The organism is Arthrobacter sp. Soil736 (genome assembly GCF_001428005.1).
Classification (GTDB): Bacteria; Actinomycetota; Actinomycetes; order Actinomycetales; family Micrococcaceae; genus Arthrobacter.
On sequence record NZ_LMSB01000022.1, the window covers coordinates 36,747 to 50,979 of the forward strand.

The 14,233-nt window shown below is 66.4% G+C and carries 11 protein-coding genes; 4 read left to right on the forward strand and 7 right to left on the reverse strand.

Translation table 11 applies throughout. The features are described from left to right. Positions 1-219: 219 nt before the first annotated feature. The 4 genes from ASG92_RS13370 to ASG92_RS13385 all read right to left on the reverse strand — a co-directional run bounded on the left by ASG92_RS13370 (position 220) and on the right by ASG92_RS13385 (position 5,573). Positions 220-1,320, reverse strand: a complete 1,101-nt coding sequence (locus ASG92_RS13370; RefSeq protein ID WP_056629138.1) for a sugar-binding protein — start codon at positions 1,318-1,320, stop codon at positions 220-222. Between the two features lie 53 nt (positions 1,321-1,373). Then, positions 1,374-2,651: a multiple monosaccharide ABC transporter permease gene (gene mmsB, locus ASG92_RS13375; protein WP_056629140.1), complete on the reverse strand. Its 1,278-nt coding sequence runs from the start codon at positions 2,649-2,651 to the stop codon at positions 1,374-1,376. A gap of 44 nt (positions 2,652-2,695) precedes the next feature. Beyond that, on the reverse strand, positions 2,696-4,252 hold the full coding sequence (gene mmsA / locus ASG92_RS13380) for a multiple monosaccharide ABC transporter ATP-binding protein (protein ID WP_056629142.1): 1,557 nt from the start codon (positions 4,250-4,252) through the stop codon (positions 2,696-2,698). A 130-nt stretch (positions 4,253-4,382) separates the two neighbouring features. Continuing rightward, a complete protein-coding gene (locus ASG92_RS13385; protein ID WP_056629144.1) occupies positions 4,383-5,573 on the reverse strand; it encodes an ROK family transcriptional regulator in 1,191 nt (396 codons plus the stop codon). 207 nt (positions 5,574-5,780) lie between these two features. On the opposite strand from ASG92_RS13385, the gene ASG92_RS13390 reads away from it, so the two are divergent. After that, positions 5,781-6,605 carry a nitrilase-related carbon-nitrogen hydrolase gene (locus ASG92_RS13390; protein WP_056629163.1) on the forward strand — a complete coding sequence of 275 codons (825 nt, stop codon included), beginning with the start codon at positions 5,781-5,783 and terminating at the stop codon, positions 6,603-6,605. On the opposite strand, the gene ASG92_RS13395 is transcribed toward ASG92_RS13390, so the two are convergent. Both ASG92_RS13395 and alr read right to left on the reverse strand, forming a co-directional pair. Continuing rightward, positions 6,554-8,194, reverse strand: a complete 1,641-nt coding sequence (locus ASG92_RS13395) for a PucR family transcriptional regulator (protein ID WP_056629147.1) — start codon at positions 8,192-8,194, stop codon at positions 6,554-6,556. The two genes, ASG92_RS13390 and ASG92_RS13395, sit on opposite strands and share 52 nt — an antisense overlap. After that, the gene (alr, locus tag ASG92_RS13400; protein WP_056629151.1) at positions 8,184-9,398 is read right to left on the reverse strand and encodes an alanine racemase; all 1,215 of its coding nucleotides are present in this window, start codon (positions 9,396-9,398) and stop codon (positions 8,184-8,186) included. The genes ASG92_RS13395 and alr overlap by 11 nt, the downstream gene beginning before the upstream one ends. 101 nt (positions 9,399-9,499) lie before the next feature. On the opposite strand from alr, the gene ASG92_RS13405 reads away from it, so the two are divergent. Continuing rightward, on the forward strand, positions 9,500-11,056 hold the full coding sequence (locus ASG92_RS13405) for an amino acid permease (protein WP_056629153.1): 1,557 nt from the start codon (positions 9,500-9,502) through the stop codon (positions 11,054-11,056). Then, positions 11,053-12,783, forward strand: coding sequence for an NAD(P)/FAD-dependent oxidoreductase (locus ASG92_RS13410; protein WP_200951965.1), 1,731 nt, complete (start codon positions 11,053-11,055; stop codon positions 12,781-12,783). The genes ASG92_RS13405 and ASG92_RS13410 overlap by 4 nt, the downstream gene beginning before the upstream one ends. A gap of 63 nt (positions 12,784-12,846) precedes the next feature. On the opposite strand, the gene ASG92_RS13415 is transcribed toward ASG92_RS13410, so the two are convergent. Continuing rightward, positions 12,847-13,374 (reverse strand): gamma carbonic anhydrase family protein, encoded by a 528-nt coding sequence (locus tag ASG92_RS13415; protein WP_056629154.1) that lies wholly within the window; start codon positions 13,372-13,374, stop codon positions 12,847-12,849. Positions 13,375-13,477: 103 nt separating this feature from the next. Between ASG92_RS13415 and ASG92_RS13420 the strand changes: the two genes are divergently transcribed. Next, complete coding sequence (locus ASG92_RS13420; RefSeq protein ID WP_056629156.1) at positions 13,478-14,080, forward strand: DUF2231 domain-containing protein; 603 nt, start codon at positions 13,478-13,480, stop codon at positions 14,078-14,080. Positions 14,081-14,233 lie beyond the last annotated feature (153 nt).

The window sequence follows — 14,233 nt, forward strand, 5'->3', positions numbered from 1 at the left end:
CCTTGGGATCACGTGCCGGCGGAATGGCCGGCTTCGGATCCCACATTGGTGCCTGCTGCTGTGTAGGAAACCGGCCAAAGCTATGTTTGCGCTGTGAAGGGCCCGGCCCCGGAGAACGGGGCCGGGGAACCGGACCGTGGGGATATGGACCGCAGACGCCAAAAACCCCGGCCCTCCCTCGTGGGGGAGCCGGGGCTCTTGGATGCAGCGTCTGGGACGTTACTTGGTGATCGGGCCGAGTACCGGATCGTCCACGTAGGCCGTCTTGACGTTTTCCTTGGTCACAATGACCGGCTCCAGCAGGTAGGCCGGAACGGTCTTGACCTTGTTGTTGTAGGACTTGTCGTCGTTGATCTCGGGCTTCTTGCCGGCCTGGATGTCCTTGACCATGACGATCGAGTGCTCAACGAGCTTGCGGGTGTCCTTGTTGATGGTGGAGTACTGCTCGCCGGCCATGATGGACTTGACGGACTCAACCTCGGAGTCCTGGCCGGTGACAACCGGAAGCGGCTTGCCGGCGGCCTTGACCGAGGTCAGGACTGCGCGGGCCAGGGTGTCGTTCGGGGACAGCACGCCGTCCAGCGAAGCGGAGGAGTAGCTGCCGGTCAGCAGCGTGTCAGCACGACGCTGGGCGTTTTCTGCCTTCCAGCCCTGCGTGACAGCCTGTTCAAAGGACTTCTGGCCGGAGAGCACCTTGAGCGTACCGTCGTCGATCTTCGGCTGGAGCACCTTCATGGCGCCGTCGAAGAAGACCTTTGCGTTGGCGTCATCCGGGGAACCGGCGAAGAGCTCGATGTTGTACGGACCCTCCGGCTTCTTGGCCTTCATGCCCTCAAGCAGTGCCTGGCCCTGAAGCTCGCCCACCTTGAAGTTGTCGTAGGCCACGTAGTAGTCCACGTTCTCGGTGTTCAGCAGGAGGCGGTCATACGCGATGATGGTCGCGCCGGCGTCCTTGGCCTGCTTGAGCTGGGTGCCGAGCTGGGCGCCGTCGATGGCACCCACGATGATCACCTTGGCACCCTTGGTGATCATGGCGCTGATCTGGTTCTGCTGCTCCGAGACGCCGCCGTTGGCGAATTGTACGTCCGCTTTGAAGCCGGCGCTGGTGAGTCCGTCGTTGAACAGCTTTTCCGCAAGGACCCAGTTCTCACTGGTCTTCTGCGGGAGCGCGACGCCGATCGAGGAGCCCTTGGGGAAAGCCTCGCCGCCCGCTGTGCCGCCGCCCGTTGTACCGGAGTCGGAACGGCCGCAGGCTGTCAGCGCCAGTGCCGCAATGGCAGCGATTGCTGCCGCCTTTCCTGCTTTACCAATCATTCGCATTGCTTGGTTCACTTTCTATAGGGGTGGGAAATGCATCCGGGAGCGGTGCGTGCTCAGGCTTCCCGGGAGATGGTTTCTTTGGTCGAGGTGACCTCGTCCGGCTGGAGCGGTGTGCCGCCGGTGGGGCGGTTGAAGCTCTGGGTCAGCATGCCGATGATGGACCTCTTGCCCTGGGACTTGTTGTAGACGTCGAAGGCCACGGCGATCAGCAGGACCAGGCCCTTGATGATCTGGGTGAGGTCGGCGCCGACGCCGAGCAGCTGCAGGCCGTTGTTCAGGACTGCCATCACCAGGCCGCCGACGATCGAGCCGATCACGGTGCCAACGCCGCCGGTCACTGCCGCGCCGCCGATGAACACGGCTGCGATCGCGTCCAGTTCCCAGCCGACGCCGTCGAACGGGCCGGAGGCAGTGGAGCGGCCAACGAAGATCATGCCCGCCAGGCCGGCCAGGATGGCCATGTTCATCATCACCAGGAAGTTGACCTTCTTGGACTGGACGCCGGAGAGCTCGGCTGCGTGGCGGTTGCCGCCCACGGCGTAGACGTGGCGGCCGACGACGGTCTTGGAGGAGATGAAGCCGTAGATCAGGACCAGTACGGCGAGGATCAGGCCGGGGATCGGGAAGGACGTGCCCGGGCGGCCCGTCGCGAACAGGTACGTGGCGTACAGGATGGCGCCGCAGACCAGCACCAGCTTGGTGACGACCACCCAGCCTTCGGGGACCTCGGCGCCGAGCGCCTTGGCGGTGCGGCGTGCGCGGAGTTCGCTGAAGACCACGAACGCGACACCGAGCAGGCCGAGCAGCAGGGTGAGGTTATTGAAGCCGGTGTTAGGGCCCACCTCGGGGAGGTAACCGGAGCCGATGTACTGGAAGTCCGCGGGGACCGGGATGGTGTTGGACTTGCCGACGAACTGGTTGAAACCGCGGAACAGCAGCATGCCGGCCAGGGTCACGATGAACGCGGGGATCCCCACGTAGGCGGTCCAGAACCCTTGCCAGGCGCCGATCAGGGCTCCCAGCGCGAGTCCGAGCAGGATGCCCAGGTACCAGGGGATGCCCCAGTCCCTGATGGCCAGCGCCACCGTGACGCCGACGAACGCCGCAACGGAGCCGACCGAGAGGTCGATGTGGCCGGCGATGATGACCAGCACCATGCCGATGGCCAGGATCAGGATGTAGGAGTTGCCGTTGAAGAGGTTGATGACGTTGCCGGGGGTGAGGGTGCGGCCCTCGGTGGCGAATTGGAAGAAAACGATCAGTGCAACCAGGGCGAAGATCATGCCGAATTGGCGGGTGTTGCCGCCAAAGAGCTTCTTGAGCGCGTTCATTGTGTCAGTCCTTGTTCTGGAAGGTTCTGGAGGATTCCAGAGGGTCAGGCGGTTTTCCGGGCGGAAGTCATAAGTTTCATGAGGCTTTCCTGGCTGGCGTCGTCTTTGTCCACGACGCCGGTGATGGCGCCTTCGAAGATGGTGTAGATACGGTCGGACAGGCCGAGAAGCTCAGGGAGTTCGGAGGAGATGACGATGACGGCCTTGCCCTGGTTGGCCAGTTGCTGGATGATGCCGTAGATCTCGTACTTGGCGCCGACGTCGATGCCGCGGGTGGGTTCGTCCAGGATCAACAGGTCGGGGTCGGTGAACATCCATTTGGCCAGGACCACCTTCTGCTGGTTGCCGCCGGAGAGCTTGGCCACGCCTTCCTCCACGGATGGCGTCTTGGTGCGCAGCGATTTGCGGTACTGCTCGGCCACGGTGAATTCCTTGTTGGTATCCACCACGAAGTGCTTGCTGATCTTGTGCAGGGCCGCCGAGACGGTGGTGGTCTTGATGTCATCCAGGAGGTTCAGGCCCAGGGACTTCCGGTCTTCTGTGACGTAGCCGAGGCCGGCGTCAATGGCCTGTTTGACGTTCTTGAGGTGGAGTTCCTTGCCGTTCTTGTAGATGCTGCCGGTGATGAAGCGGCCGTAGGAACGGCCGAACACCGACCGTGCCAGTTCGGTGCGGCCGGCTCCCATGAGGCCGGCGAAGCCCACGATCTCGCCGCGGCGGACGAAGAAGTTGGAGCCTTTGCAGACCATGCGGTCCTGGACCTGCGGGTGCCCGACGGTCCAGTTCTTGACCTCGAACAGGACCTCGCCGATCTTGGGCTCGTGGTCCGGGAAGCGGGATTCCAGCGTGCGGCCGACCATGCCCTTGATGATCCGGTCCTCGTCGACGCCGTCGGCCTTCACGTCCAGGGTCTCGATGGACTTCCCGTCGCGGATGATGGTGATGGAATCCGCGATCTGCTCGATCTCGTTGAGCTTGTGGGAAATGATGATCGACGTGATGCCGCGGCCCTTCAGGCCCAGGATCAGGTCCAGCAGGTGCTGGGAGTCGGATTCATTCAGCGCGGCGGTGGGTTCGTCGAGGATGAGCAGCTTCACGGACTTGTTCAGCGCCTTGGCGATCTCCACGAGCTGCTGCTTGCCGACGCCGATTTCCTTCACGGGGGTTTCCGGGTCCTCCCGCAACCCCACCCGGGCGAGCAGCTCGCGGGTCCGGGTCCGGGCCTCGGCCCAGTCGATCACGCCCCGCTTGACGGGCTCGTTGCCCAGGAAGATGTTCTCGGTGATGGACAGTTCCGGGATCAGCGCCAGTTCCTGGTGGATGATCACGATGCCCGCATGCTCGCTGGCGCGGATGTCCTTGAACTGCTGGACCTCGGCCTGGTACACGATGTCGCCCGTGTAGCTGCCGTACGGGTAGACACCGGAGAGCACCTTCATCAAGGTGGACTTTCCCGCGCCGTTCTCGCCGCAGATCGCGTGGATCTCGCCGGCCTTCACCCTGAGGTTCACATCGGCCAATGCTTTAACGCCGGGGAATTCCTTGGTGATGGTGCGCATCTCGAGGATTACCGGATCGCTATGCGTGTCGAGGGACGTCATTTGCCCTTACGCCTCCAATGCGTGACTTCGTTGTCTGCCCTGCAATCCGCAGGGCCGTCTGATGAAAAAGTAAACTGGATCACAACCCTTGTCGTCAAGTCTTTAACGCAACGGGCACATAACGAAACGCTTACGAGCGCCGGATTCCGGCATGTTGGAAGACCAGGGCTGCGGCGCCCAAGGCCTCGGCACGGTCGCCCAGGGAGGACATTGTCAGGGTTGTGGTTTCCCCGATGACGGGCACTGCGTGCCGCACAAGACCCCGGCGGACGGGGTCCAGCAGAAGCTCGCCCAGCCCGGCAAGCGGACCTCCCACCACAATCACTTCCGGGTTGATCAGGTTGGCCACATTGCCCAGCGCCCGGCCCACCGCCAGCCCGGCGTCATCCACGACGCGCAGGGTCGCGGAGTCCTTTGCCAGCGCCTTGCGGACAATGTCCGCGGGCGTCAGCGGCCGTTCCTCGCCCCGGCTCAGCAGTTCGATCATGGTGGTGGTTGACGCGATGGTCTCGAGGCAGCCCCTGTTGCCGCAGCGGCAGATCAGGCCGTGTTCATGGATGGTGGCGTGGCCGATTTCGCCCGTGATCCCCACGTTGCCGTAGTAGGGGCTGCCGTTGAGGATCAGGCCGGCGCCGATGCCCGAACCGATCTTGAGGAACATCAGGTTGCTGACGCCGCTGTGCGGGCCCCAGGTGACCTCGGAGAGCGCCCCCAGATTGGCGTCATTGTCAATGAATACCGGGAACTTCAGGGTGTTTTCGAGGTGCTCCAGGATGTTGATGCCCACCCACTCGGGGAGGATGGCGCCCTGCGCCACGGTGCCCGTCCGGCGGTCGATGGGCCCGGGGATTCCGACGCCGGCACCCACCACCGCGCTGCGCTCCACGCCGCTGTCGGAGAGCAGTTTGGCCAGCAGCGTGAGGGCTGCCTCGATGCCCTGGTCGGCATGGTGCCCGAGGGGAAGCAGGACGGATTCCTCGGCGATGACGTGGTAGCTGAGCGAGGCGAGCACCACGCGCAGGTGCCTGCGGCCGAAGTCGATTCCGACGGCCACGGCGCCGTTGCTGTTCAGGCGGACGTTGAGCGCCCGCCGCCCGGAACTGGTGATCGGCTCGGTGGACGCCAGGCCGGAGTCCTGCATGATTTTGACGATGTTGGACACCGTTGCAGTGGACAATCCGGTTTGGCGGGCGAGCTCCGCCTGGGTGGAGGGGCCGTTCAGGAGGCATTCGATGATCCGCTGCTGGTTAAGGTGTCTCAGAGCGGACTGCGATCCGGGGTTTTTGGTTCGGCTCCTCGTTGAGCGCGATGTTGAGGGCATGCTATGAAGATTGCACCATCGGCTCCTTGTAGTCAAGAAGTTAACGCAATGCCGGCATGCCTGCGGTTTTGGGCTCCCCGGACGATCCGTCCCGAGGGCCGGTCTGGCAGGTGCAAATACACCGGCGCGCCCGGCGGGCACCGCGGATACGCTGAGGAGAAAGACGGCCCGGTGTGGGGCGGGCGTTCACGAAGACTTGAGGTGATCATGGTGCTGCTGGCGCTGTTGCAGGCAAATGCCGTTGTTTTGGACATCGAACGGAACTGCCGGGCCGTTGACGAGGCTGCCCGGAAGGCAGCGGAAGCCGGAGCCGGCGTACTGCTGACTCCCGAACTCTTCCCCGTGGGGTATGCGCCGCTGCGGATCCGCGCCGAGCTGGATCCGGCGGTCATTCCGGATATCCGCAGCACTTTGGCGGAAATCGCCGCCCGCCACCGGATCGCGCTGGTCTACAGCCTGCCGGGGCTCACGCCCGACGGGCAGTGGCAGATCACCGCGACGCTTCTCGGCGATCGGGGGGAGGAACTCCTCACCTACGCCAAGGTCCACCTGTTCGGGCCGGAGGAGCGCAAGGCGTTCAGCGCCGCACAAGCAGCCCCCGCCGTCGTCGATCTGGCCGGCATCAGGGCATCGCTGGCCATCTGCTATGACGTGGAATTTCCCGAGATCGTGCGTGCGGCCGCGGCCCGCGGCGCGGAACTGCTCCTGGTTCCCACCGCGCTGGCGCACGGATTCGACGCCGTTCCCCAGGTCCTGCTCCGCGCCCGGGCGCTGGAGAGCCAGCTGACGGTGGCCTACGCCAACCATTCGGGCGCGGAGGACGGCTGCGAGTTCCTGGGCGGAAGCGTCATCGCCGCTCCGGACGGGTCGCTGCTGGCGGCGGGCACCGGCCCGGAGCTGCTGTTCGCCGAGGTCAGCGCGGACGCTGCCCGGAACGCGAGGGCGGTTGTGCCGTACCTCAACGACCGGCGTCCCGCTGTTTACCGGTCCTGGGAAGACGGCCTGGCCGGTGACGGCTCCATCGGGGGCTGAGGCGTCGCCGGCAGCTCATCCACGTACTGCAGCGCAATCCACAGCTCGGCCCGCACCTGTGCCTCGTTGAGGTCCATGTCCAGCAGCTCCGCCACCGCGTTGATCTGGCGCCGGACACTGTTGCGGTGCAGCCCGAGCACCTTCGCAGTGGCGTCCCAGTTGCCGTTTTCACCCAGCCAGGATCTGAGCACGGCGAGCTGGGCGCGGCGGCGGTCGGCGTCCTGGCTGAGCAGCGGCTCCAGGAGCCGGCCCGCCAGCATGGTGCCGGCCTCGCGTCCCAGCAGCCCTGTCACGGTCCAGCTGACTTCGCCCACCCGCGCACTCTTGCCGGTGCTCTGGACGCGGGAGCGGAGCGACGTCACGCGTTGGTAGGCGCCGCTCAGGCCCGCCAATTCGGTGGCATCGCCGATCACCAGGCGCCAGCCGAGCTTTTCGACTTCGGCCAGCAACGCATCATCCACTTTCAGGCGGGTGATGGCCGCGAAACCGTAGTCGGTGATCTCCACGAGCTTGGTATCGAACAGCCGCCGCCACTGCAGCAGCTCGCGCACCGGGCTGTCGCCGGCGGGCCACGTTGCCTGGTCCGCCTTGATGCCCTGGACCACGCGAAGCGGGGCCGAGCGGGTGGACGAGGTGCTCTGGGCCAGCAGGTCCCGGAGCCCGTTGATGTGCCGCGTTCCACCGCTGGCCAGACTGTCCGGGTGCAGCAGCAGTGCCGTGGCCAGCTGGCTCGGCGCCAGGGAACCGCTGGTCCGCTGCCGGACCAGGAGTTCCAGGAGGCCGACGGCGGATGACACCACGCTGTTCTGCGACGGAGTTAGCGGGGCGTCAGTACCCAGGACCAGGGCCCCAAGGTTGGCGTCGCGGGTGCTGCGCAGAGGATGCCCGAAAACCAGCGCCGACCCTGCGACGTCGAAGGAGTCCATTTCCACCCGGGGCCCGCTCCCGCCCAGAAGGCGGTCCAGGATCGGCTGCAGCGCGGGAAGTTCGACGCCGGAGCCCGCCCGGGCGCGGACCCGTCCGTCCGCGCCCACCAGCACGGCCCACACAGGGACCCGCTGGGTCAGAGCTGCCAGGAGTTCGTGCTCGGGCCGGGCGGAAAGGACGGCACGCATCAGCTGCCTGTTGGTGTCCGCCAGGTGCCGGAACAGTTTGGCGTTGTCCGACTCCAGGAGCTGGGAGAACTCGAGCCCGATCGCCGCGAACGGAACGGTGCTGGGCACCTCCACGAGGGTCAGGTTGTGCCGGACACAGGCTTCCACCACGGTGTCCGGGACGGCGTCGAAGTACGGTTCCAGCCCGAATCCCAGGGCCCCGACCCGGGCGTGCACGAGGCGCCGCACATAGGCGTCGACCCGGGCCGCGTCGCCCGCCTCGCCCACGAAGGGCAGGCCGGCCGTCAGGAGGAACTCGCCGTCGAGCAGGTAGGGGGTGGGGTCCTCCAGCTCACTGGGCTCCACCCACCGCAGCAGGCCGGAACCGTTGCCGCCGTCGTGAAGCACCTTCAACTCCGGCGGCAACTTCGCCAGGAACTGTTCCAGCGTGACGACGCTCAGCCGCTCGGCGCCGGAAGTGGCCTCAGGCGACATGCGGCACACCGTCCCGGGGGTCCTCGTAATCCGGGCACTCGTAGGTCCGGGGGAGTCGCGGGGCAATCCTGTTGATGATCTCGTCACCGTGGCTTCCGATCGCCGCGCCCCATTCGTCCGCGCTGGCCGCACCGGTGCCCGGATCACCAAACAGGACGGCCGTGTCGCCAACGCAGACGCCGCCGGATTCCGGGCCAAGGTCCACCATGAACTGGTCCATGCACACCTTGCCGATCACGGGAACCCGCCTGCCCCCGAGCCGGACGATGCTGCGGCCGGAAATGCCCTTCGGGATGCCGTCCGCATAGCCGAGCGGGATCAGCCCCAGGAACCGCGCCTCGTGGGTGATGGCCTGGTGCTCATAGCTCACCCCGGTGCCCGCCGGGACCTTCTTCACCAGCACCACGGGAGCCGTCACGGTCAGGGCCGGGCGAAGCCCGTAATCCGCCGGATCAAGGTGGTCGGCCGGGGCCAGGCCGTAGATGGCCAGGCCGGCCCGGACCATGTCGAACGCAAATTCGGGGCGGTCCAGGATGTTGGCGGAACTGGAAACATGCCTCAGCTGCGGGTCCAGTCCGGCCTCCCTGGCCTGGCGGACGGCTTCCTCGAAGGCGGCCACGGCCGCGGCGTTGCCCGGATGGGCCGGAACGTCGGCCCAGGCCAGGTGGGTCCAGACGCCCCTTACCGTCAGGGTTCCGGCAACCTCGGCCGCGCGTGCGGCGGCCACCAGGTCCGGCCAGTCCTCGGCCCGTGCGCCGCCCCGGCTCAGGCCGCTGTCCAGCTCGAGGTGGACAGCGGCCGGCCGTCCCAGCGACCGGGCAATGCCCGCCACCACGTCCAGCTGGGCGGTGCTGCCGAGCGACATGTCGACGTCGTTGTCCACCGCTTCGCGAATCATGTCGCTGGACGCCGTGGCGAGGTACAGCCAGGAAAGGACCGGGGCGGTGATGCCGGCGCGGCGCAGCGCGAGGGCCTCGGTGAGCTGGGCAGTCCCGAGCCAGTCGGCGCCGGCCGCAAGGGCTGCCTGCGCCACGTCAACGAGCCCGTGGCCGTAGGCGTTGCCCTTCACCACCGCCATGAAATGCGCTGCGGAGGTGAGGGCCCGGAGGGCCCGGACATTGTCGGAAATCGCGGACAGATCAACGCTGACCTGGCCGGAAAGCACCGCGTTCTGGGTGCCTGTCTGTTGTGCATTACGTCTCATGCCAGAACACTATAGGTCATTTTGCACACCGGTGAGAGTTGTCTCACACACCTACGCTGAGGTGAGGGGAATCGACAACTACTCACGAACGGACGTCAACGATGACTGTGCCCACTTACACAGAACAGCGGCCGGCAGCGCCGGCCGGCCGCCCCGGCCTGGCAGCCCAGCTGCTGCGCCGCAAGCCGATCGGACAGATGGTCAATGAAGCCGAAACAGGCCATGGCGGAACCCGACTGGTCCGCAGCTTCGGCGTCCTGCAGCTGACGATGATCAGCGTGGGCGCAACCCTGGGGACCGGCATCCTGGTGATCCTGGGCGAATCGGTTCCGCTGGCCGGGCCCGCCATCTGGATCTCCTTCGCCATCGCCGGCGTGGCCGCCCTGCTGTCCGCCGTGTCGTACGCCGAAATGGCCGGCCTGGTGCCGGTGGCCGGCTCCAGCTATTCCTACAGCTACGCCACCCTGGGTGAGGGCATGGCCTGGATCTGCGGCTGGTGCCTCGTGCTGGAATACGCCGTCTCGGTGGCCGCCGTTGCAGTGGGCGCCGGCCAGTACGTGAACGAGACCCTGGCGGTCTTCGGCCAGGTCCTGCCGGACGCCATCTCCCAGCCGCCCGGTGACGGCGGCATCATGAACATCCCGGCCATGGTCATTGTTCTCCTGGCCATGATCCTGCTGGTCCGGGGCGCCAAGGAAAGCGCCTGGATCAACACGGCCATCGTGGTTATCAAGGTGGCCATCCTGCTCTTCTTCTGCGCCGTGGCCTTCACAGCCTTCAACGCCGGCAACTTCGAGCCCCTCATGCCCATGGGTGCCGCCGGTGTGTCCGCCGCGGCTTCCAGCGTTTTCTTCTCCTACATCGGCTTCGACGCCGCATCCACTGCCGGCGAGGAAGCCCGCAACCCCAAGCGCGACCTGCCCCGCGCCATCATGCTCTCCATGCTGATCGTCACCACCATCTACGTCCTGGTCGCCGTGGCCGCCGTCGGCGCCCGGCCCTGGGGCTGGTTCGACGGCAATGAAGCCGCGCTGGTCAAGATCCTCGAGGAGACCACCGGGCAGCCGTGGATCGCCCTGGTCTTCGCCGTGGGTGCCGTCCTTGCCATCGCCAGCATCGTGCTGACCGTCCTCTACGGACAGACCCGCATTCTGCTCTCCATGGCCCGCGACGGACTCATGCCCAAGGTCTTCGGCAGGGTCTCCCCGAAGACCGGCACTCCGGTTGCCGGCACCCTGATCGTAGGCACCCTGGTGGCCCTCACCGCCGGGCTGGTTCCGCTCGGTGCCCTGGCCGACGCCACGAGCATCGGTACCCTCTTCGCCTTCGCCCTGGTGAACGTGGCCGTCATCTACCTGCGCCGCACCCGGCCAGAGCTCAAGCGCACCTTCCGGGTTCCGCTGTTCCCGCTCACCCCGATCCTCGGTGCGCTCATGTGCGCCTACCTGATGGCCAACCTGGGCGTCGATACCTGGGTGACCTTCGGGATCTGGATGCTGGTAGGACTGGCTGCCTACTTCGGCTACGGCCGCCGCAATTCAAGGGTGGCTTCCTTGAGTCACGAGGAATACCGTGAACTATCCAGCCGTGAACTTTCGAGCACTGAACTTTCCAGCACTCCGTCAATCCACGAACCGTCAAAGGCAGACCTTTCATGACCATCGCTACCGAACTGCCGGCCTTCGATCCGTCCAGCACCTCCACCGGGCCTTCACCGGCGGCGGCCGACAGGGCGGACCGTGCCCCCGTCACCATGCTGAATCCGGACTTCCCGTTCAGCTATGACCATTACCTCTCCCACCCGGACGGACTAGGTTCCCTTCCGCCGGAACTGTGTGGAACGGAAGTCGCTGTAGTCGGCGCGGGGCTGTCCGGCCTGGTCACGGCCTACGAGCTCATGAAGCTCGGGCTGCGGCCTGTGGTCTACGAGGCTGACCAGATCGGCGGCCGCCTGCGCACGGCCAGCTTCCCGTCGGCCCCGGGCGTGGTGGCAGACCTGGGCGGGATGCGTTTCCCGGTATCCGGGAAGGCCTTCTACCACTACGTGGACCTGCTGGGCCTCGACACCCAGGAGTTCCCCAACCCGCTGGCGCCCGCAACGTCCAGCACGGTGATCGAGCTGGCCGGGCAGAAGCATTACGCGACCACACCGGCCGACCTTCCCCCGTTCTTCCGCGAAGTGGCGGACGCCTGGAAAGCTGCCGTGAACGACGGCGCCCGGTTCAGCGAGATGCAGGACGCCATCCGGGCACGCGACACCGCCCGGATCAAGGAACTCTGGAATGAGCTCCTGCCGCTGCTGGACGAGCAGACGTTCTACGGCTTCATCGCCGGCAGCGAGTCGTTCAAGGAGGCGGGCTTTGCCCACCGCGAGGCGTTCGGCCAGGTGGGGTTCGGCACCGGCGGCTGGGACACGGACTTCCCCAACTCCATCCTCGAGATCCTGCGCGTCGTATATACCGATGCCGATGACCAGCACCGACTCATCGCCGGGGGAGCGCAGCGCCTCCCGGAGGCACTGTGGCACCACGCGCCGTCGGGCATGGCCCACTGGCCGGAAGGGACGTCGCTGGCGTCCCTGCACTCCGGCTCCCCGCGGGGAGCCGTGGACCGGATCAGCCGGGACGCCAACGGCGACCTCCGTCTCCGGGAGCGGTGGGGCCGCGAATCGTCCTACCCAGCCGTGGTCACCACCTGCCAGTCATGGCTGCTGTCCACGCGAATCCACACCGAGGAGGCGCTGTTCCCCGCGGAGCTCTGGACGGCGATCGAACGCTCCCACTACATGCAGTCCTCCAAGACGTTCGTCATGGTGGACCGTCCGTTCTGGAAGGACATCGACCCGGAAACCGGCCGCGAGGTGCTGTCCATGACCCTGACCGACCGGCTCAACCGCGCCACCTACCTCCTGGACAACGGCCCCGACCAGCCCGCGGTGATCCTGCTGTCCTACACGTGGAACGATGACGCGCTGAAGTGGCTCGCCCTCGACGCCGACCAGCGGGTGGAGCTCATGCTGCACTCGCTCGAGCAGATCTATCCTGGCGTGGACATCGCCAGCCACATCGTGGGCCAGCCCATCACGGTTTCATGGGAAGCGGATCCCAATTTCATGGGCGCCTTCAAGGCAAACCTGCCCGGGCACTACCGCTACCAGCAGCGCCTCTTCACGCACTTCAAGCAGGACGGCCTGCCGGAAAGCCAGCGCGGGATCTTCCTCGCCGGCGACGACGTCTCCTTCACCGCCGGCTGGGCCGAGGGCGCCGTGACCACCGGGCTGAACGCGGTGTGGGGCGTCGTGAACCACCTCGGCGGATCGTCCGCCGCCGGGAACCCCGGTCCTGGTGACCTGCTCGACGCGCTGGGACCCATCAGCCTGGACTAGGGTCCGGTGGTTGGGCTTGTCGGAACCTTGATCTCGACAAGCTTGGTCAGCGGTTCGGCTCGATCAGCTGTTCCCTGCGTGGATTTCGCGGTGAGCCTGCGCGAGCTCGCGGTAGTGTGCCGCGTTGCGCTTCACGCCGTCGAACTCCTCATCCGTGAGTTCGCGGCGCACCTTGGCGGGAACCCCGGCCACGAGGGAGCGCGGCGGGACCACCGTGCCCTCCAGGACGACGGCGCCGGCCGCCACGAGCGAGCCGGCGCCGATCACCGCGCCGTTGAGGATGGTGGCGCTCATGCCGATGAGGCAGTCATCCTCGACGGTGCAGCCGTGCACGACGGCGCTGTGCCCGACGCTGACCCGCGCCCCGACGCTGCACGGGAAGCCCGGATCGGCATGCAGCACCACGTTGTCCTGCAGGTTGCTGCCGGCGCCGACGCTGATCGCTGCCGTGTCCGCCCGCACCGAGACGCCGTAAAAGGCGCTCGCGTCCTCGGCGAGCGTGGCACGGCCGATGACGGACGCCGTCGGCGCCACGAAAACTGAGGGATGGATGTCCGGGGTGTCGCCGGCGAAGGAGTAGATGGGAGCCATGTCCCCAAGCCTAGGACACCGGCGCGCCCGGAACCCGCAGCGGGCGCCTCGGGCGGACTTTGTGCCTAGTGACTCCGCCGGCCGGGCAAATTAGCATGGGGCAATGGAACGTCGGAGCCGGGACCTTTTGGAATTGGAACTTCGCGCACCCCGCGTGCGGAGGAACGGCGGAGGCGGCCTGTTCCGCCGACTAATGGGTAAGCTTGAGCGGGCAGAGTCCCTCGACGGTGCCGTCCGCGCCATAAGTCCGCTGGCGCAGCGGCTCGTTGCCAACGGCCGGCTGCGTAGCGTCCTCCACGGTGATGCCACTGGACTACCCCTTCACGTCATCCTGACCGACGTGCCGTTCGGCGCCTGGTTCATGGCCCAGTACCTCGACCTGTTCCCGGACGAAGGATCACAACGGGCCGCCACGCGCCTGGTGGGATTGGGGGTAGTGGCAGCCGCGCCGACGGCGCTCTCGGGCTGGGCCGAGTGGGCGCTGGCGGATCGTGCCACGCGGCGGGTGGGGATAGTCCACGCCGGGGCCAACGGCGTGGCCGTCCTGATCTTCCTTGGCTCGTGGACCGCACGCCGGCGCGGCAGGCGCCGGCTGGGTGTCAGACTGGCGCGAGTGGGTGGACTGGTACTGATTGTTGGCGGGTTCCTGGGCGGCTACATGGGCAGCAGCCGCAGGGGTCCCAGGTGGATTGACCACGGACGTTAGGACACCTCCACCCCCAAATATGTAGCAGCTCGCGTCGTTTTCAACGCTCGGAACAGCGCGAGCTGCTACCTAGTGGTGTGTCTCCAAAATAGTTTTAGATTTGCTTGTTAAGCTTGTGGTATGGCGAATGTTGCTCCTGCTTTGGTGGTATCT